Source organism: Streptomyces sp. BK022 (genome assembly GCF_004217355.1).
Lineage (GTDB): Bacteria > Actinomycetota > Actinomycetes > Streptomycetales > Streptomycetaceae > Streptomyces > Streptomyces griseoluteus.
Window position 1 is genome coordinate 234,406 of the sequence record NZ_SHKU01000006.1, and the last position, 21,694, is coordinate 256,099.

At 71.3% G+C, this 21,694-nt stretch carries 18 protein-coding genes and 2 tRNA genes; 14 read left to right on the forward strand and 6 right to left on the reverse strand.

The window, feature by feature from the left end:
- Window positions 1-234: 234 nt before the first annotated feature.
- The 4 genes from gyrB to EV284_RS24865 all read left to right on the forward strand — a co-directional run bounded on the left by gyrB (window position 235) and on the right by EV284_RS24865 (window position 5,859).
- Entirely contained in the window at window positions 235-2,301 is a 2,067-nt protein-coding gene (gene gyrB, locus EV284_RS24850) for a DNA topoisomerase (ATP-hydrolyzing) subunit B (RefSeq protein ID WP_130337868.1), read from the forward strand.
- Window positions 2,302-2,367: 66 nt separating this feature from the next.
- Window positions 2,368-4,956, forward strand: coding sequence for a DNA gyrase subunit A (gene gyrA, locus EV284_RS24855; protein ID WP_130338431.1), 2,589 nt, complete (start codon window positions 2,368-2,370; stop codon window positions 4,954-4,956).
- A gap of 17 nt (window positions 4,957-4,973) precedes the next feature.
- Window positions 4,974-5,675 carry a DUF3566 domain-containing protein gene (locus EV284_RS24860; RefSeq protein WP_130337870.1) on the forward strand — a complete coding sequence of 234 codons (702 nt, stop codon included), beginning with the start codon at window positions 4,974-4,976 and terminating at the stop codon, window positions 5,673-5,675.
- Window positions 5,676-5,785: 110 nt separating this feature from the next.
- Window positions 5,786-5,859, forward strand: a tRNA-Ile gene (locus EV284_RS24865).
- 207 nt (window positions 5,860-6,066) lie between these two features.
- Here the strand turns inward: EV284_RS24865 and EV284_RS24870 are convergent.
- Complete coding sequence (locus tag EV284_RS24870; RefSeq protein WP_130337872.1) at window positions 6,067-10,110, reverse strand: AAA family ATPase; 4,044 nt, start codon at window positions 10,108-10,110, stop codon at window positions 6,067-6,069.
- Between the two features lie 446 nt (window positions 10,111-10,556).
- Here EV284_RS24870 and EV284_RS24875 point away from each other — a divergent pair, with 446 nt between their 5' ends.
- Window positions 10,557-10,745 carry a ferredoxin gene (locus EV284_RS24875; RefSeq protein WP_031179064.1) on the forward strand — a complete coding sequence of 63 codons (189 nt, stop codon included), beginning with the start codon at window positions 10,557-10,559 and terminating at the stop codon, window positions 10,743-10,745.
- Window positions 10,746-10,898: 153 nt separating this feature from the next.
- On the opposite strand, the gene EV284_RS24880 is transcribed toward EV284_RS24875, so the two are convergent.
- A complete protein-coding gene (locus EV284_RS24880; RefSeq protein ID WP_130337874.1) occupies window positions 10,899-11,288 on the reverse strand; it encodes a DUF6344 domain-containing protein in 390 nt (129 codons plus the stop codon).
- 327 nt (window positions 11,289-11,615) lie between these two features.
- Between EV284_RS24880 and EV284_RS24885 the strand changes: the two genes are divergently transcribed.
- Window positions 11,616-11,744, forward strand: coding sequence for a DLW-39 family protein (locus EV284_RS24885; RefSeq protein WP_003999697.1), 129 nt, complete (start codon window positions 11,616-11,618; stop codon window positions 11,742-11,744).
- Window positions 11,745-11,942: 198 nt separating this feature from the next.
- Window positions 11,943-13,214: a hypothetical protein gene (locus EV284_RS24890; protein WP_130337876.1), complete on the forward strand. Its 1,272-nt coding sequence runs from the start codon at window positions 11,943-11,945 to the stop codon at window positions 13,212-13,214.
- Between the two features lie 82 nt (window positions 13,215-13,296).
- On the opposite strand, the gene EV284_RS24895 is transcribed toward EV284_RS24890, so the two are convergent.
- The gene (locus tag EV284_RS24895) at window positions 13,297-14,571 is read right to left on the reverse strand and encodes a serine/threonine-protein kinase (protein WP_130337878.1); all 1,275 of its coding nucleotides are present in this window, start codon (window positions 14,569-14,571) and stop codon (window positions 13,297-13,299) included.
- A gap of 81 nt (window positions 14,572-14,652) precedes the next feature.
- Window positions 14,653-15,201: a helix-turn-helix transcriptional regulator gene (locus EV284_RS24900; protein WP_086695219.1), complete on the reverse strand. Its 549-nt coding sequence runs from the start codon at window positions 15,199-15,201 to the stop codon at window positions 14,653-14,655.
- Window positions 15,202-15,381: 180 nt separating this feature from the next.
- On the opposite strand from EV284_RS24900, the gene EV284_RS24905 reads away from it, so the two are divergent.
- Window positions 15,382-15,454: transfer RNA gene (locus EV284_RS24905), tRNA-Ala, on the forward strand.
- A 140-nt stretch (window positions 15,455-15,594) separates the two neighbouring features.
- Here EV284_RS24905 and EV284_RS24910 read toward each other — a convergent pair.
- Window positions 15,595-16,293 (reverse strand): DUF5324 family protein, encoded by a 699-nt coding sequence (locus EV284_RS24910; RefSeq protein ID WP_130337880.1) that lies wholly within the window; start codon window positions 16,291-16,293, stop codon window positions 15,595-15,597.
- Window positions 16,294-16,571: 278 nt separating this feature from the next.
- Between EV284_RS24910 and EV284_RS24915 the strand changes: the two genes are divergently transcribed.
- Both EV284_RS24915 and EV284_RS24920 read left to right on the forward strand, forming a co-directional pair.
- Entirely contained in the window at window positions 16,572-17,102 is a 531-nt protein-coding gene (locus tag EV284_RS24915; RefSeq protein WP_130337882.1) for a peptidylprolyl isomerase, read from the forward strand.
- Window positions 17,103-17,221: 119 nt separating this feature from the next.
- Entirely contained in the window at window positions 17,222-18,121 is a 900-nt protein-coding gene (locus EV284_RS24920; protein WP_130337884.1) for a rhomboid family intramembrane serine protease, read from the forward strand.
- Window positions 18,122-18,393: 272 nt separating this feature from the next.
- Here the strand turns inward: EV284_RS24920 and crgA are convergent, their stop codons facing one another.
- Window positions 18,394-18,648 (reverse strand): cell division protein CrgA, encoded by a 255-nt coding sequence (gene crgA / locus EV284_RS24925; RefSeq protein ID WP_130337886.1) that lies wholly within the window; start codon window positions 18,646-18,648, stop codon window positions 18,394-18,396.
- Between the two features lie 152 nt (window positions 18,649-18,800).
- On the opposite strand from crgA, the gene EV284_RS24930 reads away from it, so the two are divergent.
- The 4 genes from EV284_RS24930 to EV284_RS24945 all read left to right on the forward strand — a co-directional run bounded on the left by EV284_RS24930 (window position 18,801) and on the right by EV284_RS24945 (window position 21,655).
- Window positions 18,801-19,589: a DUF881 domain-containing protein gene (locus EV284_RS24930; RefSeq protein ID WP_130337888.1), complete on the forward strand. Its 789-nt coding sequence runs from the start codon at window positions 18,801-18,803 to the stop codon at window positions 19,587-19,589.
- Between the two features lie 196 nt (window positions 19,590-19,785).
- Window positions 19,786-19,947, forward strand: a complete 162-nt coding sequence (locus EV284_RS24935) for a hypothetical protein (RefSeq protein ID WP_030805941.1) — start codon at window positions 19,786-19,788, stop codon at window positions 19,945-19,947.
- On the forward strand, window positions 19,944-20,585 hold the full coding sequence (locus EV284_RS24940; RefSeq protein WP_130337892.1) for an aminodeoxychorismate/anthranilate synthase component II: 642 nt from the start codon (window positions 19,944-19,946) through the stop codon (window positions 20,583-20,585). Before EV284_RS24935 ends, EV284_RS24940 begins: the two co-directional genes overlap by 4 nt.
- Window positions 20,582-21,655: a class E sortase gene (locus EV284_RS24945; protein ID WP_130337894.1), complete on the forward strand. Its 1,074-nt coding sequence runs from the start codon at window positions 20,582-20,584 to the stop codon at window positions 21,653-21,655. Before EV284_RS24940 ends, EV284_RS24945 begins: the two co-directional genes overlap by 4 nt.
- Window positions 21,656-21,694: the final 39 nt, after the last annotated feature.

A 21,694-nucleotide genomic window follows, 5' to 3' on the forward strand; every position in this document is an offset into this window, starting at 1 on the left:
TTCCCCATATCGGGACCCGGTCGGGGCCGGTTCAGGGCGGCACATGCGTACTCAGGTGCCCGCAAGCCCCCATCATTGTCGGTGCTACCGGTAGACTGGAAGGCGATCCCGCCCCAATCGTGGGGACCGTCCGGGAAAAGCTGAGCAACGCTGATTCAGGGCTTACCAACGCAACATGCCGCAGCCGCTCCGGCAACCCTCCTTCCGGAGGGCGCGCACCCGCAAGGAGCGCTCGTGCTGTGCCAGAAAGGGCGCTTCGTGGCCGATTCCGGCAACCCCAACGAGAACATTCCTTCCACCGACGCCGGCGTCGTCGGCGAGGCAGTCGTCGCCTCGTACGACGCCAGCGCCATCACCGTGCTCGAAGGGCTGGACGCGGTCCGCAAGCGCCCCGGCATGTACATCGGTTCCACCGGTGAGCGCGGTCTGCACCACCTGGTGTACGAGGTCGTCGACAACTCCGTCGACGAGGCGCTGGCCGGTCACGCGGACACCATCGACGTGACGATCCTGCCTGACGGCGGGGTGCGCGTGGTGGACAACGGCCGAGGCATCCCGGTCGGCATCGTGGCCTCCGAGGGCAAGCCGGCCCTCGAGGTCGTGCTGACCGTGCTGCACGCGGGCGGCAAGTTCGGCGGCGGCGGCTACGCCGTCTCCGGCGGTCTGCACGGTGTGGGCGTGTCCGTGGTGAACGCGCTGTCCATGAAGGTCGCCGTCGAGGTGAAGACGGACGGCTACCGCTGGACGCAGGACTACAAGATGGGCGTCCCCACGGCGCCGCTGGTGAAGAACGAGGCGACCGAGGAGACCGGCACGTCGGTCACCTTCTGGGCCGACCCGGAGATCTTCGAGACCACGGAGTACTCCTTCGAGACGCTGTCGCGGCGTTTCCAGGAGATGGCGTTCCTCAACAAGGGCCTGACGATCAGGCTCACCGACGAGCGCGAGTCGGCGAAGGCCACGAGCGGTGCGGACGAGGCGGGCGCGGACGAGAAGGCCGAGGTCAAGTCGGTCACGTACCGCTACGACGGCGGCATCGTCGACTTCGTGACGTACCTGAACTCCCGCAAGGGCGACGTCGTGCACCCGACCGTCGTCTCGCTGGAGGCGGAGGACAAGGACAAGAGCCTGTCCCTCGAGGTCGCGATGCAGTGGAACGGCGGATACAGCGAGGGTGTCTACTCCTTCGCCAACATCATCCACACCCACGAGGGCGGCACCCACGAGGAGGGCTTCCGGGCCGCGCTGACCTCCCTGATCAACAAGTACGCGCGCGACAAGAAGCTGCTGCGCGAGCGGGACGACAACCTCACCGGTGACGACATCCGCGAGGGCCTGACCGCGATCATCTCGGTCAAGCTGAGCGAGCCGCAGTTCGAGGGCCAGACCAAGACCAAGCTGGGCAACACCGAGGCCAAGACCTTCGTGCAGCGCGCGGTCTACGAGCACCTCAACGACTGGCTGGACCGCAACCCGGTCGAGGCGGCGGACATCATCCGCAAGGGCATCCAGGCGGCCACCGCGCGCGTGGCGGCCCGCAAGGCCCGTGACCTCACCCGGCGCAAGGGTCTGCTGGAGTCGGGCGCGCTGCCGGGCAAGCTGTCCGACTGCCAGTCGAACGATCCGTCCAAGTGCGAGATCTTCATCGTCGAGGGCGACTCCGCCGGCGGTTCGGCCAAGTCCGGCCGCAACCCGCAGTTCCAGGCGATCCTCCCGATCCGGGGCAAGATCCTCAACGTCGAGAAGGCGCGGATCGACAAGATCCTGCAGAACCAGGAGATCCAGGCGCTGATCTCCGCCTTCGGCACGGGTGTGCACGAGGACTTCGACATCTCGAAGCTCCGCTATCACAAGATCATCCTGATGGCGGACGCCGACGTCGACGGCCAGCACATCAACACCCTGCTGCTGACCTTCCTGTTCCGCTTCATGCGGCCGCTGGTCGAGTCCGGGTTCGTGTACCTGTCGCGTCCCCCGCTGTACAAGATCAAGTGGGGCCGGGACGACGTGGAGTACGCGTACTCCGACCGCGAGCGCGACGCGCTGATCGAGATGGGCCGCCAGCGCGGCAAGCGCATCCGCGAGGACTCCATCCAGCGCTTCAAGGGCCTGGGTGAGATGAACGCGGAGGAGCTGCGCGTGACCACGATGGACCCGGAGCACCGCGTCCTCGGCCAGGTCACCCTCGACGACGCCGCTCAGGCCGACGACCTGTTCTCGGTCCTGATGGGCGAGGACGTCGAGGCCCGCCGCCTCTTCATCCAGCGCAACGCCAAGGACGTCCGCTTCCTCGACATCTGAGTCGGTCCGGCTGACCGCACCAGGGAAGGATCTTCACCAGCAATGACCGACGAAACCCCCGAGTTCATGCCCGAGCCGGTGACCCCGGAGGAGGAGACGGGCGAGACCGTCACCCTCCGGATCGAGCCGGTGGGCCTCGACGCCGAGATGCAGCGCTCCTACCTCGACTACGCGATGTCCGTCATCGTGTCGCGCGCGCTGCCCGACGTCCGGGACGGCCTCAAGCCCGTCCACCGCCGTGTGCTGTACGCGATGTACGACGGCGGCTACCGGCCCGACCGCGGCTTCTACAAGTGCGCGCGCGTCGTCGGTGACGTCATGGGTAACTACCACCCCCACGGCGACAGCTCGATCTACGACGCCCTGGTCCGCCTGGCCCAGCCGTGGTCGATGCGCATGCCGCTCGTCGACTCCAACGGCAACTTCGGCTCGCCGGGCAACGACCCCGCGGCCGCCATGCGGTACACCGAGTGCAAGCTGGCGCCGCTGTCGATGGAGATGGTCCGCGACATCGACGAGGACACCGTCGACTTCAAGGACAACTACGACGGCCGCTCCCAGGAGCCGACCGTCCTGCCCGCCCGCTTCCCCAACCTGCTGATCAACGGCTCCGCCGGTATCGCGGTCGGCATGGCGACCAACATCCCGCCGCACAACCTCCGCGAGGTCGCGGCCGGCGCCCAGTGGCACCTGGAGCACCCGGAGGCCTCGCAGGAGGAGCTGCTGGACGCCCTCATCGAGCGCATCAAGGGCCCGGACTTCCCGACCGGCGCGCTGGTCGTGGGCCGCAAGGGCATCGAGGAGGCGTACCGCACCGGGCGCGGCTCCATCACGATGCGCGCGGTCGTCGAGGTCGAGGAGATCCAGAACCGGCAGTGCCTGGTCGTCACCGAGCTGCCGTACCAGGTGAACCCCGACAACCTGGCGCAGAAGATCGCCGACCTGGTGAAGGACGGCAAGATCGGCGGCATCGCCGACGTCCGCGACGAGACGTCGTCCCGCACCGGTCAGCGTCTGGTGATCGTCCTCAAGCGGGACGCGGTCGCCAAGGTCGTGCTGAACAACCTGTACAAGCACACCGAGCTGCAGACGAACTTCGGCGCCAACATGCTGGCCCTGGTCGACGGGGTGCCGCGCACCCTGTCGCTGGACGCGTTCATCCGGCACTGGGTGACGCACCAGATCGAGGTCATCGTCCGCCGGACCCGGTTCCGGCTGCGCAAGGCCGAGGAGCGCGCCCACATCCTGCGCGGTCTGCTGAAGGCCCTGGACGCCATCGACGAGGTCATCGCGCTGATCCGGCGCAGTGACACCGTCGAGATCGCCCGCGGCGGCCTGATGGACCTCCTCGCGATCGACGAGATCCAGGCCAACGCCATCCTCGAGATGCAGCTGCGCCGGCTGGCCGCCCTGGAGCGCCAGAAGATCGTCCAGGAGCACGACGAGCTCCAGGCGAAGATCAACGAGTACAACCGCATCCTCGCCTCCGAGGAACTGCAGCGGCAGATCGTCCACGACGAGCTGGCCACCATCGTCGAGCGGTTCGGCGACGACCGGCGCAGCACGCTGGTGCCCTACGACGGCGACATGTCCATCGAGGACCTGATCGCCGAGGAGGACATCGTCGTCACCGTCACGCGCGGCGGCTACATCAAGCGCACCAAGACGGACGACTACCGGGCGCAGAAGCGCGGCGGGAAGGGGGTGCGGGGCGCGAAGCTGAAGGAGGACGACATCGTCGACCACTTCTTCGTCTCCACCACGCACCACTGGCTGCTGTTCTTCACCAACAAGGGCCGGGTCTACCGGGCCAAGGCGTACGAGCTGCCCGACGCCGGCCGGGACGCGCGCGGCCAGCACGTGGCCAACCTGCTCGCCTTCCAGCCGGACGAGGCGATCGCGGAGATCCTGGCGATCCGCGACTACGAGGCGGCGCCGTACCTGGTGCTGGCCACGAAGGCGGGTCTGGTCAAGAAGACCCCGCTGAAGGACTACGACTCGCCGCGCTCCGGCGGTGTCATCGCCATCAACCTGCGGGCGAGCGAGGACGGCACGGACGACGAGCTGATCGGCGCGGAGCTGGTCTCCGCCGACGACGACCTGCTCCTCGTCAGCCGGAAGGCGCAGTCCATCAGGTTCACCGCGTCGGACGACACGCTGCGTCCGATGGGCCGTGCCACCTCCGGTGTGAAGGGCATGAGCTTCCGCGAGGGCGACGAACTGCTGTCGATGAACGTGGTGCGTCCGGGTACGTTCGTGTTCACCGCGACGGACGGCGGCTACGCCAAGCGGACGCCCGTGGACGAGTACCGCGTCCAGGGGCGTGGCGGTCTGGGCATCAAGGCTGCCAAGATCGTGGAGGACCGCGGCTCGCTCGTCGGCGCGCTGATCGTCGAGGAGAGTGACGAGATCCTCGCCATCACCCTCGGCGGCGGTGTGATTCGTACGCGCGTCAGCGGGGTCAGGGAGACGGGCCGTGACACCATGGGCGTCCAACTGATCAACCTGGGCAAGCGCGATGCCGTGGTCGGTATCGCTCGCAACGCCGAAGCGGGGCGTGAGGCGGAGGAGGTCGACGGCGAGATCGTCGTCGACGAGACCGTCGAGATCACCACGATCGCCACGGACGAGGGTGAGGCGCCCTCGGCCGAGTAGCACGAGGAGTGAATCACGTGAGCGGAGCCACGGGCGCCGGATCGGCCGGTACCTCCACGGGTACGGAGACGGACGGCGGCGGCCGTGGCTCCGCCGCGCAGGCGGCCTCCGCCGATGCTTCTTCTGCTTCTACTCCTGATTCTTCGAGTTCCCAGGGGGGAACCGTGACGGACACCCGTGGGGCGCGGGCCGGCGCCGGTACGACCGAGGGCATGGCGGCCTCTCCGCTGCCCGGTGAGCGCGATCCCGAGCAGCCGGCCGGGCCCTACCACCCGCCGCAGGCGTACGCGGCCCAGCCGCCGGCCGGCGCGGTACGCCGTCCGCGCACGGGGGTCGGCACGGCGCCGCGCACCCGCAAGGCGCGGCTGCGGGTGGCCAAGGCGGACCCGTGGTCGGTGATGAAGGTCAGCTTCCTGCTCTCCATCGCGCTCGGCATCTGCACGATCGTGGCGTCCGCGGTGCTGTGGATGGTGCTGGACGCGATGGGCGTGTTCTCCACCGTGGGCGGCACGATCTCGGAGGCGACCGGGGCGACCGAGGCGAGCGGCTTCGACCTCCAGTCCTACCTCTCGCTGCCGCACGTCCTGATGTTCGCGACGATCATCGCGGTCATCGACGTCGTCCTGGCCACGGCTCTGGCGACGCTGGGTGCCTTCATCTACAACCTCTCCGCGGGCTTCGTGGGCGGCGTCGAGCTGACCCTCGCGGAGGACGAGTGAGGGTGCCTCCCGCCTCGGTTGACGATCCCCCGACAACCGATTTTGGGACTGCCCCGGTCGTGCGCTAATCTTCAGGAGTCAGCGCGCGGGACACACTCCGCGAAGCGGGCGGGGCTATAGCTCAGTTGGTTAGAGCGCATCCCTGATAAGGATGAGGCCACAGGTTCAAATCCTGTTAGCCCCACGTTTTCGAAGACCCCCAGCCGGTATCGGCTGGGGGTCTTCGGCGTTCGCGGGCGTATGCCCTGTGAGGTCTCCGGGCACGCAAAGGACCCGATCGCTGGCGACGGGGGATGCACCAGCGATCGGGCTATGGCCAAGGGTAACAAGGTTGAGGGCGTTGCGGGGCCAACGGGGTTGATCGGTAGGGGAGTTGGCTGATCTTGGTGGGTCAGCGGGGGCACGGGGGGTCGTAGGAGAGGCGGGGGAGGTACTCGTGCCACTTCTGGGGCGTGAGGACACCCCGGGTGACCGCGCAGATGTGCCGGACCGCCTCGTCCGCGTCCAGGCTCCACAGCCGTACGGTGTCCGCGCCGCTGGAGACGCCGAGGACGTGACTGCCGGGGCTGAAGGCGAGGAAGTTGCCCGTCTTGGCGTACGGGCTCATCGACTGGCCGATCGGCGCCGCCGAGCCGGGGTGGGTGACGTCCCAGAGGCGGACGGTGTTGTCGTTCCCGCCGCTGGCCAGGGTGTGGCCGTCGGCGTTGAAGGTCAGCGAGGTCACCGACTCCGTGTGGCCGGTCAGGGTGTGGCCGACGGGCGCGGCCGAGCCGGGGTCGGTGACGTCCCACAGGCGGACCGTGTCGTCGTCCCCTCCGCTGACCAGGGTGTGGCCGTCCGGGCTGTACTCCAGCGCGTTGACCGGGCCCGAGTGGCCGGTGAGGGGGCGGCCGCGCGGGACCGGCCGGGCCGGATCGGACATGTTCCACAGCCGGATCGTGCCGTCCGCGCTGCCGCTGGCCAGGGTGTGCCCGTCCGGGGTGAACTCCAGCGCGTTGATGTACCCCCGGTGTCCGGCCACGGGCGCCCCGTAGGGCACCGGACGCGCGGGGTCGGTCACGTTCCACAGCCGGAAACGGTGGTCGTCGTAGGCCGTGGCCAGGACGCGGCCGTCGGGGCTGAAGACGAGCGCGTCGGAGCCCATGAAGCGGGTCTCCAGCTTGAGCGGCGGTCCGGCGACCACCGGACGAGCGGGGTCCGACACGTCCCACAGGTACACCGAGCGGTTCCCGGTCAGCACCGCGAGCGTGCGGCCGTCCGGGGCGAACATCAGGGTGCGCTGCCCGCCGTCCGCCGGCATGAACGGCGCGCCCAGCGCCACCGGCCGCTCCGGCGCCGTCACCCGCCACAGCCGGACCCGGCCGTCGCGCGCCGACGTGGCCAGCACCTTCCCGTCCCCGCGGAACGCGGCGCTGCGCCCGGTCATGTCCGAGGTCGGTACCGCCCACAGCCGGGCCCGGCCGTCTCCGCTGCCGGTGGCGAGGGTACGGCCGTCCGGGCTGAACCCCAGCGCGTACATCTCCCCGCTGCTCCCCGCGAGCGGCTCGCCCACCTGGGACGGGGAGGCGGGGTCGGTGACGTTCCAGAGGCTGGCCGTGGAATCGGCGCTGGCCGCCGCGAGCCTGCCGCCGTCCGGGCTGAACGCCACCGACCACACGGGTCCGGTGTGCCCGGTCAGCGGCGCGCCCAGCGGGGCCGGACGCGCGGGGTCGGCCACGTTCCACAGGCGGATGGTGTCGTCCGCGCTGCCGCTGGCCAGCACCTTGCCATCGGGGCTGAACGCCACCGAATGCACCAGATCGGTGTGCCCCCGCAACACCCCGCGCCGGGCCTTGGCATGCCGGGGGTCGGCCACGTCCCACAGCCGTACGGTGTCGTCGTCGCCCGCCGAGGCGAGGGTCCGCCCGTCCGGACCGAACGCCACGGAGCGCACCGGCGCGGAGTGCCCGCGCAGGGCCTCCAGCGGCTTCGCCCGGTGCGGATCGGCCACGTCCCACAGCCGGACGGTGCGGTCCTCGCCCGCGCTGGCCAGGGTGCGGCCGTCCGGGCTGAAGGCGACCAGGTAGATCGTGCCGTCGTGACCCGTGAGGGGCTTCCCCAGGGACATGGGGTGCGCGGGGTCGGTGACGTCCCAGAGGTGGATCGTGCCGTCGTCGCCCGCGCTGGCCAGGGTGCGCCCGTCCGGGCTGAACACCGCGCTGCTCACCCAGGAGCGGTGCCCGCGCAGCGGGGCGCCCAGCGGCTTGGGTCGCCCCCGGTCGGCGACGTTCCACAGGCGGACGGTGCGGTCGTAGCTGGCGGTGGCGAGGACCTTGCCGTCGGGGCTGAAGGAGGTCAGGTAGACGGCGCCGGTGTGGCCGGTGAGCGGGGTGGCGAGCGGGGCGTTCACGATGGAGATCAGCCTGCTGTAGGCGCCCTCGTCGTCCGGGCGCAGCCGGTGCGCGACCAGGTCGAGGCCCGCCGCGAGCGAGGGGTCGGTGTGCTGGACCCGGTCGGCCTCCGCGAGGACCTGCTCGAACACCGCGTCGTTCCGCTGCTGCCAGGCCACCACCGCGGCCCCCGCGGCGAGCACCGCCAGCACGGTGAGCGCGGCCACCGCGGCCCTGCTGATCAGCACCGTGCGCCTGCGCAGCCGTACCGAGGCGGCCAGGAAGTCCAGCGCGCCCCGCGTCAGATAGGTGTCCCCGGCCGTCTCCGCCCAGCCGCGCGCCTGCTCGAGACGGGAGCCCCGGTACAGCAGGGAGCTGTCGCGCTCGGAGTCCTCCCAGGCCCGGCCGTCCTCCTCCAGCCGCTGGCGCAGCAGATGGTCGCCCCGGTTGTCGTCGATCCAGTGCCGCAGCCGGGGCCAGGCGTGCAGCAGCGCCTCGTGGGTGATCTCCACGGTCTCCGCGTCGAGGGTGACCAGCCGGGCGCGGACCAGCGCCTCCAGCGACTCCTCGGTCTTGTCCGGGTCGGTGGACTCGGCTGCCAGCTGGCGCCGGGTGCCGCGCCTGCGGGTGGCCTGGGTGTCCTCGCCGAGCCGGACCAGGCGCAGCAGGAGCAGCCGGGCGGCGGTGCGGGCGGCCGGGTCGAGCCCGGACCAGGCGCGCTCGGCGGTGGCCGCGACCGCGCCCTGGATGCCGCCCGCCGACCGGTACCCGGCCACGGTCAGCCGGCCGGCCCTGCGGCGCTGCCAGGTGGCGAGCAGGGCGTGGGAGAGCAGCGGGAGCACGCCCGCGTCATGGGCGCCGCGCGGGCCGTCGGCGCTGACCTCGCGGACGATCAGCTCGGTCAGGCCCGCCTCCAGCTCCAGCCCCACCGCCCGAGCGGGTCCGGTCACCGCCTCGCGCAGTTCGGCGGTGGTCAGCGGGCCGAGCACCATGTGCCGGTGCTGGAGGGCGTCGGCGAGTTCGGGGTAGCCGAGGCACTCCTCGTAGAAGTCGGCGCGGATGCCGAGGACGACCTGGACGGGGGCGGGGCCGGCGGGTCCGGGGGTGCAGGCGGCGTGCAGGAACTGGACGAAGGCCCGGCGGTCGGCTCCGCTCGGGCAGAGGGTGAAGGTCTCCTCGAACTGGTCCACGATCAGCACCGGCCGGGCCGCCCCGCGGGCGGCGGGCGCCGGGGACTCGGGGGAGGAGCGGGGGCCGGGGATGGTGACGGTGCCCGGGGGCCGCCGGTCGTGGGCCCACTCGGTGACCGCCTCCCGTATCGCCCCGGCGGCCGGGCTCCGGTCCTCCTCCCCGGCGGCCCGCGCCTCGGCGGCGAGCGGGGCGAGGGCCGGGACCAGGCGGGTCAGCTCCCCCAGCGGATCGGCGCCCGGCACGAGCTGGAGGACCGTGCGCGCGCCCTCCTCCTCCAGCGCGGGTACCAGGCCGGCGTTGAGGAGGGAGGACTTCCCGGCGCCCGAGGCACCGACCAGCATCACCAGTCCCCCGCCGCGCTCGGCGGCCCGCAACTGTGCCACCAGCGCCTCCGTGCCCCGCTCCCGGCCGAAGAACCAGCGGGCGTCCTGCTGCCGGTAGGAGGCGAGGCCCCGGTACGGGCACACCGGTGACTCGGCGGGAGGGGGTTCGGCCGCGGGGCCCTCGGGGCGCTCGCCCACCGGGTCGGCCAGGGCGCGTTCCCACAGCCGCTGCCACTGGGCCAGGTCGTACAGGCCGCTGGAGACCGGGGTGGGGCTGGCGCGGCGGGCCTCGGGGATGAGGATCTGGAGGACGGCGGCCAAGGCGGCGAACTGGGCGGGCGCGTTCTTGGCCCGCCGCCAGTCGCTGATGCGTTGCGCGGAGACCCGTACCGGACGGCCCCGCTCGTCCACCCGCTGGAGCCGGACGACCGCCTCCGAGACGCTTTTCAGGGGCGGATTCCCGGCTTCCCGGTACAGCAGGGCGAGGCGTTCGGCGAAGGCTGTGCGTGCCCCTGAGTCGGAACCCAAGGTCCCACCCCTCACTTCCCCCATCTGATGCGTCCGGACCGGAAAACTCACCCTATACGGCTGACCTGCGGGAAAGCCCTGGTCCGGCGGTCCGGATCTCCTCGCCGGTTGCCACAGATGGCAGGATCGCACCGCAGTAGCGGAGCTGTCACACACCGTCCGGACAGGCCACCGGCCCGGTCCGCGAGCGAGTCCCGCCGGGCGCCGAACGTTCTCGGTCAAAGTTCGCCGGGAGCGGCGCGCGGCGTGGCGGGACGCCACGAGATCCACGGACCCACCGCGCCGGGCACACCGGCACGGCTCGGGGCGAAGACCCCCCGCTCCGTTCGGTACCGGTCCCCACGAGGGGAGGGACCGGTGCCGGACGGGCGGTGGCACGGCCGGTTCGGGCACGGGCCCGCGGGGCAGGGACGTCCTGGGCGCGGGCCGTCGAGGGGTCCGGGGTCGCCCGTGCGAGCAGGGGAGGCCGCGTGAAGGTGTCCGTGGACCGGGAGGTCTGTTACGGCTCGGCCGAGTGCGCGTACCGCGCTCCCGAGGTCTTCGACTTCGTCGAGGGGTACGGCGTGGTCAGGCCCGGCCGGGAGGACTCGGGGGACGATCCGCTGGTGCGCGAGATCGTGGAGAGGTGTCCCTCGCAGGCCGTGCTGCTGGGGGAGTGAGTGGACGTGGTGCGGGCCCCCAGGCCGGTGGCCGGGGGGCTTCCGTGTCGACGGTCGGGTACGCAAGTCGCCAGTGTGTCGAGACGTCCGCGGTGCTGGATGCCTGCCGGGGGCCCGGCGGTCTCGGCATGCCTGCGGTGGGGCCGGGCGGTCTCAGCAGTCCAGGTGGGACGCGTACTGCTCGGTGCTCTCCTGCCGGTGCGTGGTCTCGGTGCGGTCCGGGGCGTTCACGCGGTGCGGGGCGAGGGCGCCCGCTTCCCGTCCGGCCGGTGAGCGGTGCCGGCAGTTGGGGGACTTCCCGTGGGCCTCGGCCCGGATGCGCTGCTTCATCGTGGGGGGCAGGGACCTGGCCTGTGGCCAGACCTGGTGGCTGACGGCCGCCGGTGCCTCCGGTGCGCTGTGCTCCGTGCTGCCGTGACTCGGGCTCTCGGTCTTGGCCGAGGCGACCGGGGCGGTCGCGGTGACGAGTCCGAGCGCCGTGCACAGCGCGAGGAAGGCGGTGACGATGGCGGTCCACAACGTCATGACCTTGTTCCTGGCCATGGCCCCTCACTTTCAGGTTGGGCGATTTGCGTACTTTCCTCATGATGTGTATGTGGGCGGCGAAGTGGTGGACCGACGCCCGTGGCGCGTCGATGTTCAGATGAACACCACTCGGATGGGCGCAAGGCGGCGAAAAACCCCCGCAACCATGCCTGATCGGGAGGAACGCAACCCTCCGTGCGGGTGTGATCACCCTCCGATCGCAACGGCTCCGGGCCGTCGGGAGACGGGAGTTGGGGGCCCGGCGCAGGTCACCGATCGGTCTCGGCCGGTGTGTATAGTCGGGCGCCAGAGGTCCCCTACGTCAACGAAAGACGAGGTCGCGCGGTGAAGAAGCTGCTCCTGGTCGCACTGGCCGCCATCGGCGGTCTCCTTGTGTACCGCCAGATCCAGGCGGATCGCGCCGAGCAGGACCTGTGGACGGAGGCCACCGACTCCGTGCCCACCGGTTCCTGAAACCCCGGCACCACTTCTCTGAACGAACCCCGGTCGCTCGAGCGGCCGGGGTTCTGTGTTGCCGGGCCCCGGAACCTGAGGTACGCCTCGCCCTGGAGAGCCCTGGTGTTTCGGACGGCCGCGCGAAAACCCTGATGGCGCAAGCGGTACCGGGCAGTATGGGCCCCGGCGCGGTGACCTAGGGGCAGGGGGCGGCTGATGCGGCGGGGGTTGCGGAACGCGGTACGGGGGCTGTGCGCGGGGGCCGTGGTGTGGGCCCTCGCCGGGACACCCGCGGTGGCCGCCCCGGACGGGTACGCCTTCACACCGGGTGCCGAGCACCTCGCCGGGTCCCCGGACACCGCGGGGGCTCGGACGCTCGTACCCGGCCACACCTACCGCAGTTCGCTCCCCGCGCACGGCCGGCTCTACTACCGGCTCACCCTCACCGCCACCGCGAACGCCTACGTCCCCGTCACCGCCGTACCCCCGCGCGGCGCGACCGTCGCCGCCACGGACGGCATACGGGTCTCGCTCCAGGACGCCGACGGCAACCCCTGCTTCTACTCCTCCGCGTCCTTCGGCGCCGGACTCAGCCCCCGGCCCGTCACGGCCGTCGGCCAGCGGGACACCGGCAAGTCGCTGTGCCAGAGCGCGGCCGTGTACTACCTGCTGGTGGAGCGGCTGGACGCCAAGAACTCCGACCCCGGCCGCTGGGACCTGGAGCTGGCCCCCGCCACCGAGCCCGGCCTCGCCGCCACCGGCCCCACCGCGCCGCCCGGCGCCTGGGACTCCACCACGCCCCAGCCGCCCGGCGACACCCCGCGCGAGAGAGAAGGGGGCGCGGGCTTCTCCTCCGCCCGCCTGCTCGGCCAGGGAGTCTGGCGCACCCGCCTGGCCCCCGGCGACACCGCCTTCTACCGGGTGCCGGTCGACTGGGGGCGCCAGGTGCATGCCGGCGCGGAACTGGCCGCGGCCACCGGCCATGGGTACGTCGGCGGCGCCCTCACCCTCTCCCTCCTCAACCCCGCCCGCGCCCCCGTCGACGACGCGGCCCTCGGCTACACCGGCACCCGCCGCGCGGTGTCCCTCGCCCCGGTGCCGCCGGTGGAGTACGCCAACCGCTACGCGGTGCCGAGCGCGGAGAACGGGGTGCGGTTCGCGGGGGACTACTACGTGGTCCTCCACCTCAGCGAACGCCTGGCGGACTCCTTCGGCGCGGGCCCCTTCCCGGTGACGCTCCGGGTACGGCTGGACGGGACCGCCCACGCCGGGCCGAAGTACCGGGGGCGCACCGAGCCGACGGACCTCTTCTCCGTGAGCACAGGGGACTGGGGGCCGGCTCCGGGCGAGGACACCGGGGGCGCCGGTGCTGATCCGGCGATGCGGGTGCTGGCGTACGGCGGACTTGGCGGCGGTACGGCGCTGCTGCTGGGGCTGGGGGCGTGGACGGTGCTGGCTCGGCGGTCCCGGGTGGGGTCGGGAGCCTGAGCCCACGCCGGCGGTCGTACGGCAGGCCGCCGTGAGCCCGGGCGACGGGGGCGCTGGGCGTCCGGATGCCGCACGGCCGGTCTCAGACGCGGGTCAGGGCCCAGAAGCCGACGGCATAACAGACCAGTGCCAGGAGCAGCACCGGGACCGCGACCTTGGCGGGAGGGCCCGGCCGGGAGCGGGAGTGGGCGCGGTGGCCGGGGGCGCGGGGGGTCTCGGTGGGGAGGCCGGGGGTGCGCGGGTCGCGGGCCGTGTACGCGGCCGTGTGGGGTTCGGCCGGGGGACGGGGTGGCGGTGGGGGCGGGAGGTGGAAGCTGCCGGTGTCGGACATCGACGGGGCGGTGACGGCCGGGGGCCGGGCGCCCAGGTCGGCTGTGGGAGTGGAGGCGGGCAGGGGGGCGTCGGTCGTCGTGCCGCTGGTCTCCGGGGCGCCGACGGGACGCCGGCCCCAGCGGGTGTCCACCGCGGCGGCGGGCTTGCGAGGGCCCTCGGGGCCGAAGCCGGGGGGCAGGGGGCCCAGCTGGTCGAAGATTTCTATCGGCTCGTCGTCGGGGCCGGGCTCGGGGAGGAGTTCCCGGGCGAGGGCCAGGGCCTTGCGGGCGCCCGTGGCGGTGCGGAAGCGGGCCGAGGGATCGGGCTGGAGCATGGTGGCGATCACCTGCCACAGCGGCTCCGGCACCCGCGCGGGCGCGCCCGGCGTCCCGTGCTCGAGGAAGTACCGGACGATCTCCTTGCCGTCCGGCTTGGCCCCCTCCAGCAGATACAGGGCGACCAGCCCCACGGCGAACAGGTCACCGGGGAAGTCGGGTTCGGCCCCCAGCAGTTGCTCGGGCGCCAGATAGCCCGGTGTACCGACCACCAGGTTGGTCTCGGTCAGCCGGGGCTCCCCGAACCGCATGGCGATGCCGAAGTCGGACAGCCGCAGCCGGGGCCGGCCCGTGCCGGTGGCCTCCAGCAGCACGTTGGCGGGCTTGATGTCCCGGTGCACGACCCCCTCGGCGTGCACGGCACCCAGCCCGGACAGCAACTGATCCAGCAGGGTGCACACGAACACCGGCGGAAGAGGACCGTAGTCGTTGATCAGATGGACCAGGGAGCCACCGGACACCAGGTCCATGGTGAACAGGACCTGGTCGTCGTCGGCCGCCCAGCTGGCCGGCGCGAGCACATGCGGATGATCGATGCGCAGCGCCTGCTCGCGCACGAAGCGCAGCAGGGTGTGGGCGTCGCGCTGCTGAAGCACCTTGGCGGCGACATAGCGCCGTCTGCGGTGGTCCCAGGCGCGCCATACCGCGCCCACACCGCCACGCCCGATCGGGTCGGCCAGTTCGTACCGCCCCGCGAAGACCTCGCCCATGACCGTGCAGCTCCTCCCCCTGGTGCGCTGCCCCGGCCCTGCGGCCGGGCCCGGTGCCGGACCTCCGGACCGGGCCGGGGGTCAGCTCTGGTGGGACTGGTAGTGCGCGACCGCGTCGGCGGTGCGGCCGGCGCCGTAGACCCGGAGGAACTCTGCCAGTTCGGGGTGGGTCGGGGCGAGGGTGTCCGCGGCGTCGATGATGTCCCCGGCGGCGGCGACGGAACGCAGCAGGGACTGGATCTCGCGCACGACACGCTTGACCGTGGGCGCGCCCGAACTGCTCGTCGTGGTAGTGGTGTTGCTCAGCACCGAGCCCCCTTGGGACTTCTTGATCTCATCCATGCGATCGGTCGCCTCGGCCGCGCTCACACTGCCGTCCGCCACCTGCGCGGCCAGCTCCTGCAGCAGCTGCACCCGCTGCACCACCGCGGGATTGCCGATCTTGGCCCGCTGGCCGCTCATGAGCTGCGACAGCATCGGAGCCGACAGCCCCAGCGCGGCGGCGAGCCGGGCCTGATTGAGCCCGAGATCGTCGATGAGCTTACGGAAGAGCGCCCCCAGCGGCTCCCCGTACCAGTTCCGCTGGAGCTCCCGCGCTCTCGCGGTGGCTTCCTGCTGTGCGGCATCCATTGCGTCTCCCCATCGCTTCCCCAGAAACCGTGGTTCGCTGAAGCGAACCACGCCGAGCATCCTACGGAGCGGGATGATTCGCGGGGACCCCCAATCTTTTTGCGGGATACGGGGGGTGAACCGGTACTCTGGTCTGCGACGCCCGCCAGGAGCCCGTTCTCCCGTCGGCCGTCCCCTTCCGGGGCCTTAGCTCAGTTGGTAGAGCGCTGTCTTTGCATGGCAGATGTCAGGGGTTCGACTCCCCTAGGCTCCACGCACGAAAACCCCCTCCGAGCTGCGGAAACGCAGTGCGGAGGGGGTTTTCTCGTGCCACCGTGGGGACGGGGGCCCGGGGCGGGGCGGGCGCTGTTTCACGTGAAACAGCGTGCGGTGCCCGTGACTTGGGACGTCAGGTCAGCGGTTCTCGTCACCTTCGACGTCGTCCTCGACCTGCTTGGCCTGGACCTCCGGGTCCAGGACGGAGGCGCCGGTGCCGTCGACCGAGTGGAGGCGGGCGGAGTCCGGCATTTCCGTGGCGGCCGGGGGCTCGACCAGCCAGTCCGGGTTGGCCTGGCGGTCCCACCACTGCCAGACGGCGTAGGCGCCGCCCGCGAGCAGGCTGGCCAGGGCCACGTACTTCAGCGCCCGGCCGGTGCGGCCGCGACGCTCGTTGCGGCGGGCCAGCTTCTTGATCTCCTTAGCCGACACATTGCCCCGCAGCGCGACCAGGGCGGCAGCGCTGCGCGCCGCGGCCTCGTCGTACACCGGGGTGGCGGCGGCCACGGCCTGCTCGATCCTGGGGCGGGAGTACACCGCCGCCTGCTTGGCGGCCTTGCGGGTCAGCTTGGCGGCGTCCTGTGCCGCCTGATCGACCTTCGGCGGCACGTGGGAGAGCGCTCGCTCCACCTGCGGGGCGAGCTTGGCGTCGTACTGAAGGCGGGCCTGGTCGGCCGCCTGCGAGACCACGGGCGCCAGCCGTACACGTGCCTCCTGCGTGTAATGAGCGGCACGCTCCTTGGCCGTGTCGGCATAGGGCGCCACCACGTCCGCTGCGTGCAGCACGCTGTCCTTGGCCGAACCGGTCGCGGCGCGCACGCTGTCGATGCGGGTCACGGGAACCTCCTCCTCGGTGGCGGTACGGTATTTCGACTGTCCACCCTGTTACGGATCATGCCTGTGAGTGGCCCACACAGCATGTGTGGGCGGGCATACGGGTGCCGATCTCTGGCGAAGCGGTGAAATTCCGGGGAACCGGCCCCGTCTACGACCCTGCCACGATTCGCCGTCGGGCGCCGCCCATACGGGCCGAACTCGCCCTCGCCCGCCCGGTTCCGGGCCGCCACGAGCGTGCGAGGATCGGGGGCGAACGGAAAGACAACGGAAGGCAGATCGTGGCCGAGCAGCTTTACGCCACCCTGAAGACCAACCACGGCGACATCAAGATCAGGCTGTTCCCGAACCACGCGCCGGCCACGGTCAGGAACTTCGTCGAGCTGGCCCAGGGTGAGCGCTCCTGGAAGCACCCGGCGACCGGCGTCGAGAGCACGGACCCGCTCTACGACGGCACCACCTTCCACCGGGTGATCAGCGGCTTCATGCTCCAGGGCGGCGACCCGCTCGGCACCGGCATCGGCGGCCCCGGCTACCAGTTCCCGGACGAGTTCCACCCCGACCTGTCCTTCAACAAGCCCTACTTGCTCGCCATGGCCAACGCCGGGCCGGGCACCAACGGCTCGCAGTTCTTCATCACGGTCTCCCCGACCACCTGGCTGAACCGCAAGCACACCATTTTCGGCGAGGTCGCCGACCCGGCCAGCCAGAAGGTCGTCGACGCCATCGCCGCCGTCCCCACCGGCCGCAACGACCGCCCGGTCGAGGACGTGGTGATCGAGTCCGTGGTGGTGGAGAAGACCGAGCGCTGATCGGCGGCCGGTGACTTCCGAGGAGGGAACCAAACGCCCCCCTTGTCCGTAAGGATGGGCGGGGGCGGTGCCGTGCCCCCGGAGTGACGACGGACGACACGAGGGACGAAGGAAAACTCATGGAACAGGCAGCGGCCGACGCCCCGGGTGCCCGCAGCGTGCCCGTCTGCTACCGGCATCCGGACCGCGAGACCGGCGTGCGCTGCACCCGCTGCGACCGGCCGATCTGCCCCGAGTGCATGGTCGACGCCTCCGTCGGCTTCCAGTGTCCCGACTGCGCGCGCGGCGGCACCCCCGCCTCGGGCGCCACCGCCTCCGCCTCGTCCGACAACCGCCCCCGCACCCTCGCGGGCGGCACCCTCACCCGCGACCCCCGCCTGGTCACCAAGATCCTCATCGGGCTGAACCTGGCCCTCTTCCTGGTGAAGCTCTCCCTGGGCGACGTCTTCACCAACCAGCTCGACCTGATCGGCCGGGCCTACGCCCCTCACCTCACCGGCATCCAGGGCGTCGCCGAGGGACAGTGGTACCGCCTGCTGACCTCGATGTTCCTGCACGGCGGCTATGTGCACATCCTCTTCAACATGCTCAGCCTGTGGTGGATCGGCGGCCCGCTCGAAGCCGCCCTCGGCCGCGCCCGCTACCTCACGCTGTACCTGGTCTGCGGCCTGGCCGGCGGCGCGCTGACCTATCTGCTGGCCGCGCCCAACCAGCCCTCGCTCGGGGCCTCCGGGGCGATCTTCGGGCTGTTCGGGGCCACCGCGGTGCTGATGCGCCGCCTCCGGTACGAGATGCGGCCGGTCATCGTGCTGCTGGTGGTCAACCTGATCATCACGTTCGGGGTGCCGGGCATCGCCTGGCAGGCCCACATCGGCGGACTCGTCGCCGGTGTCGTCGTGGGGTACGCCATGATCCACGCCCCGCGTGAGCGGCGGGCGCTCATCCAGTACGGGGCCTGTGCGCTGGTGCTCCTGGTGGTGGCCGTTCTCACCCTGGTGAGAACCCTCCAGCTCACCTGAGCCCGAACCGTTGTCCACAGTCTGTGCCCGATCTTGTGCACACAGTGCGGGAACAACCGTGCCCCCTGTCGCTCGGATGTGAATCCGCAGGTCAGACAGGGGGCATTAGGTGAGGCACCGGTCGTCGGATGGTGTTTCCGGCGTCAACCGGCGATTAGTTATCCACAGATCGTATTCCTTTTCCCCAGGGGGGTGTGGATACTTCGTTGGCCTGTGGATAACTCAGTGGAGGGCCGTGGGCAGAGGTCGCCGGAACCGGGCTCGGAGCCCGGTCACTTCCACTGGGTGGAGACGCCGAAGCCCGCCGCGATGAAGCCGAAGCCGACGACGATGTTCCAGTTGTCCAGGCTGTCGATCGGCAGCGAGCCGTCGGTCACGTAGAACACCACGATCCAGGCCAGGCCGATGAGGAACATGGCCAGCATGACGGGCGCGACCCAGGCGCTGTTGGCGAGCTTGATGGCCTGCGCCTGCTTGACCGGCGGCGGCGTGTAGTCGGCCTTCTTGCGGATACGTGACTTCGGCACGAAGGTCTCTCCTGTCGATGCGCTGCGTGACCGCGCAGGTGTCTGGGTCGAGCTCGGGGCAGCGTACAAGGGGACGGCAAGGGCACACCGAGTGCTCCCCCGGACGTCCGTTAGCGTAGTGCTTCCGCGGCGCCGAAGGAGATAAGGGTACGTTGAGCAATTCTGCCGACTCCCCAGGGACGGGAGCAATGGGTTCCGCGCCCGCCCGTCGTCCCCGTTTCCGGCCGGTGCGGATTCTCACCGCCGGTGTCTTCGCTCTGGCCGGCCTCATCTTCGTCACCAGCTTCAACACCGCCAAGGGCACCGACCTGCGCACCGACACCTCGTTGCTGAAGCTGTCGGACCTCATCCAGGAGCGCAGCCGGAAGAACCAGGGCCTGGACGAGTCCAACGCCACACTGCGGCACCGGGTCGAGTCGCTCGCCGAGGGCGACGACGGCAGCACCCGCGCCCAGGACCGGCGGCTCGGCGGGCTGGAGAAGAGCGCGGGCACCGAGCGGCTCACTGGCAAGGCGGTGACCGTCACCCTGAACGACGCCCCGCCGAACGCTACCGCCAAGCTCCCCGGCTACCCCCCGCCGCAGCCCGACTACCTGGTCATCCACCAGCAGGATCTCCAGGCGGTCGTCAACGCGCTGTGGCGCGGCGGAGCCCAGGGCATCAAGGTCATGGACCAGCGGCTGATCTCCACCAGCGCGGTCCGCTGCGTCGGCAACACCCTGATCCTCCAGGGCCGTGTCTACTCGCCCCCGTACAAGATCACCGCCGTGGGTGACCCGGAGCGGCTGAAGCAGGCGCTGGCCGCGAGCAAGGCGATCCAGAACTACATGGTGTACGTCAATGTCTACGGCCTCGGCTGGGACGTCGCCGACCAGGGCACCGTCACGCTGCCCGGCTACACCGGCACCGTCGACCTGCACTACGCGACGCCCGTGAAGTAGCACCCCCCGAGGCAGCCCCACCTCACCCGCCGACCGCGTGTTCGCGGCGCGAAACCGTTCCGCCCGTCATTGAGGTGATCGGCGCCCGGCCCCGTAAGTCCAGGTGTGCTCCAGGCACGCCGGTGACGGACCCGGCGCCGTTAGTCTGGTGCCGTACGGCGTGAGTCAGGAGCCGTGGAGGAACGGAAGGGACGGCATGTACGGCTGGATCTGGCGGCATCTGCCGGGCAACGCGTTGGTGAGGGCACTGATCTCGCTCGTGCTCGTCGTGGCCGCGGTCTACGTCCTGTTCCAGTACGTGTTCCCGTGGGCGGAACCGCTGCTGCCCTTCAACGATGTGACGGTGGACAACCAGTGAGCAGCGCCCGGATTCTCGTCGTCGACAACTACGACAGCTTCGTCTTCAACCTCGTCCAGTACCTCTACCAGCTCGGCGCCGAGTGCGAGGTGCTGCGCAACGACGAGGTGACCACCGCGCACGCCCAGGACGGCTTCGACGGCGTCCTCCTCTCGCCCGGCCCGGGTACGCCCGAGGAGGCCGGGGTCTGTGTGGACATGGTCCGGCACTGCGCGGCGACCGGTGTCCCGGTGTTCGGGGTCTGCCTAGGCATGCAGTCGATGCAGGTCGCCTACGGCGGGGTGGTGGACCGGGCGCCCGAGCTGCTGCACGGCAAGACCTCGCCGGTGATCCACGAGGGGCGGGGCGTCTTCGCGGGACTGCCGACGCCCTTCATCGCCACCCGGTACCACTCGCTGGCCGCCGAGCCGGCCACCGTGCCCGCCGATCTCGAGGTCACCGCCCGCACCGAGGACGGCATCATCATGGGGCTGCGCCACCGTGAACTCCCGGTCGAGGGCGTGCAGTTCCACCCCGAGTCGGTACTGACCGAGCACGGCCACCGGATGCTGGCCAACTGGCTCGCCGAGTGCGGCGACCAGGACGCGGTGGCGAGGTCGGCGGGGCTCGCCCCGGTGGTGGGCAGGGCCACGGCGTGACCACCCCGCGCCCGGAACGCGAGGACGCGTACGGCGGGGCGCCGTACGGGTCCTACGGTCCGGCGTTCGCGGGCGCGGGCGATCCGGGGACGGCGCGGATGCCGGCCGTGGACCAGTACGGCGAGTACGGCGGCCAGCGCCCCGAACTCCCCCTGGACGACCACACGATGGCCCTCAGGATGCCCGGTGCGGCGGAGGGCGCGTACGGCTCGCTGAGCGCCTCCGCGGGCGCGGCGGGCGCCGGGGGAGCCACCGGGGGGCGCGCGGCCCGCAGGAAGGCCGCCAAGCGCGGCGGCGGGCGGCGCGGCGCGGGGCGCGAGGGGGCGTCGGCCGCCGCGGACGCCCCGGCACGGCCGCTGTCACGGGTGGAGGCCCGGCAGCAGGCGCGGGCGCGCAAGCCGGGGGCGGCGGTCATGGTGAGCCGGGCGGTGGGCGAACTCTTCATCACCACCGGCGTGGTCATGCTGCTCTTCGTCACCTACCAGCTCTGGTGGACCAACATCCGGGCCCACGCGGAGGCCGGCAGCGAGACGAACCAGCTCCAGGACGACTGGGCGAACGGCAAGCGGGCGCCGGGGGTGTTCGAGCCGGGGCAGGGGTTCGCCATCCTGCACATCCCCAAGCTGGACGTGGTCGCGCCGATCGCGGAGGGCGTCAGCAACAAGAAGGTGCTCGACAAGGGGATGGTCGGGCACTACGGGGAAGCGCCGCTGAAGACGGCGATGCCGTACGACAAGACCGGCAACTTCGGGCTCGCGGCGCACCGCAACACCCACGGGGAGCCGTTCCGCTACATCAACCGGCTGGTGGCGGGCGACGCGGTCGTGGTGGAGACGCAGGACGAGTACTTCGTGTACAAGGTGGCGTCGATGCTGCCGGTGACTCCGCCGTCCAACACCGGCGTGCTGAATCCGGTGCCGCAGGGGTCCGGGTTCACCCGGCAGGGGCGGTACATCACGCTCACCACCTGCACGCCCGAGTTCACCAGCAAGTACCGGCTGATCGTCTGGGGCAAGATGGTCGAGGAACGCCCGCGCAGCAAGGGCAAGCCGGACGCGCTCATCCAGTAGCGGCGGTCCGTCTCACCAGCCGAAGAGCCGAACATGGGC

Excerpts from the sequence above, each read along its gene's own strand:
- EV284_RS24880 (WP_130337874.1), bottom strand. The coding sequence starts at position 11,288 with ATGGCCAGGAACAAGGTCATGACGTTGTGGACCGCCATCGTCACCGCC.
- EV284_RS24895 (WP_130337878.1), bottom strand. The coding sequence starts at position 14,571 with ATGGGCGAGGTCTTCGCGGGGCGGTACGAACTGGCCGACCCGATCGGG.
- EV284_RS24890 (WP_130337876.1), top strand. The coding sequence starts at position 11,943 with ATGCGGCGGGGGTTGCGGAACGCGGTACGGGGGCTGTGCGCGGGGGCC.
- gyrA (WP_130338431.1), top strand. The coding sequence starts at position 2,368 with ATGCCCGAGCCGGTGACCCCGGAGGAGGAGACGGGCGAGACCGTCACC.
- EV284_RS24870 (WP_130337872.1), bottom strand. The coding sequence starts at position 10,110 with ATGGGGGAAGTGAGGGGTGGGACCTTGGGTTCCGACTCAGGGGCACGC.
- EV284_RS24900 (WP_086695219.1), bottom strand. The coding sequence starts at position 15,201 with ATGGATGCCGCACAGCAGGAAGCCACCGCGAGAGCGCGGGAGCTCCAG.
- EV284_RS24935 (WP_030805941.1), top strand. The coding sequence starts at position 19,786 with ATGTACGGCTGGATCTGGCGGCATCTGCCGGGCAACGCGTTGGTGAGG.
- EV284_RS24920 (WP_130337884.1), top strand. The coding sequence starts at position 17,222 with ATGGAACAGGCAGCGGCCGACGCCCCGGGTGCCCGCAGCGTGCCCGTC.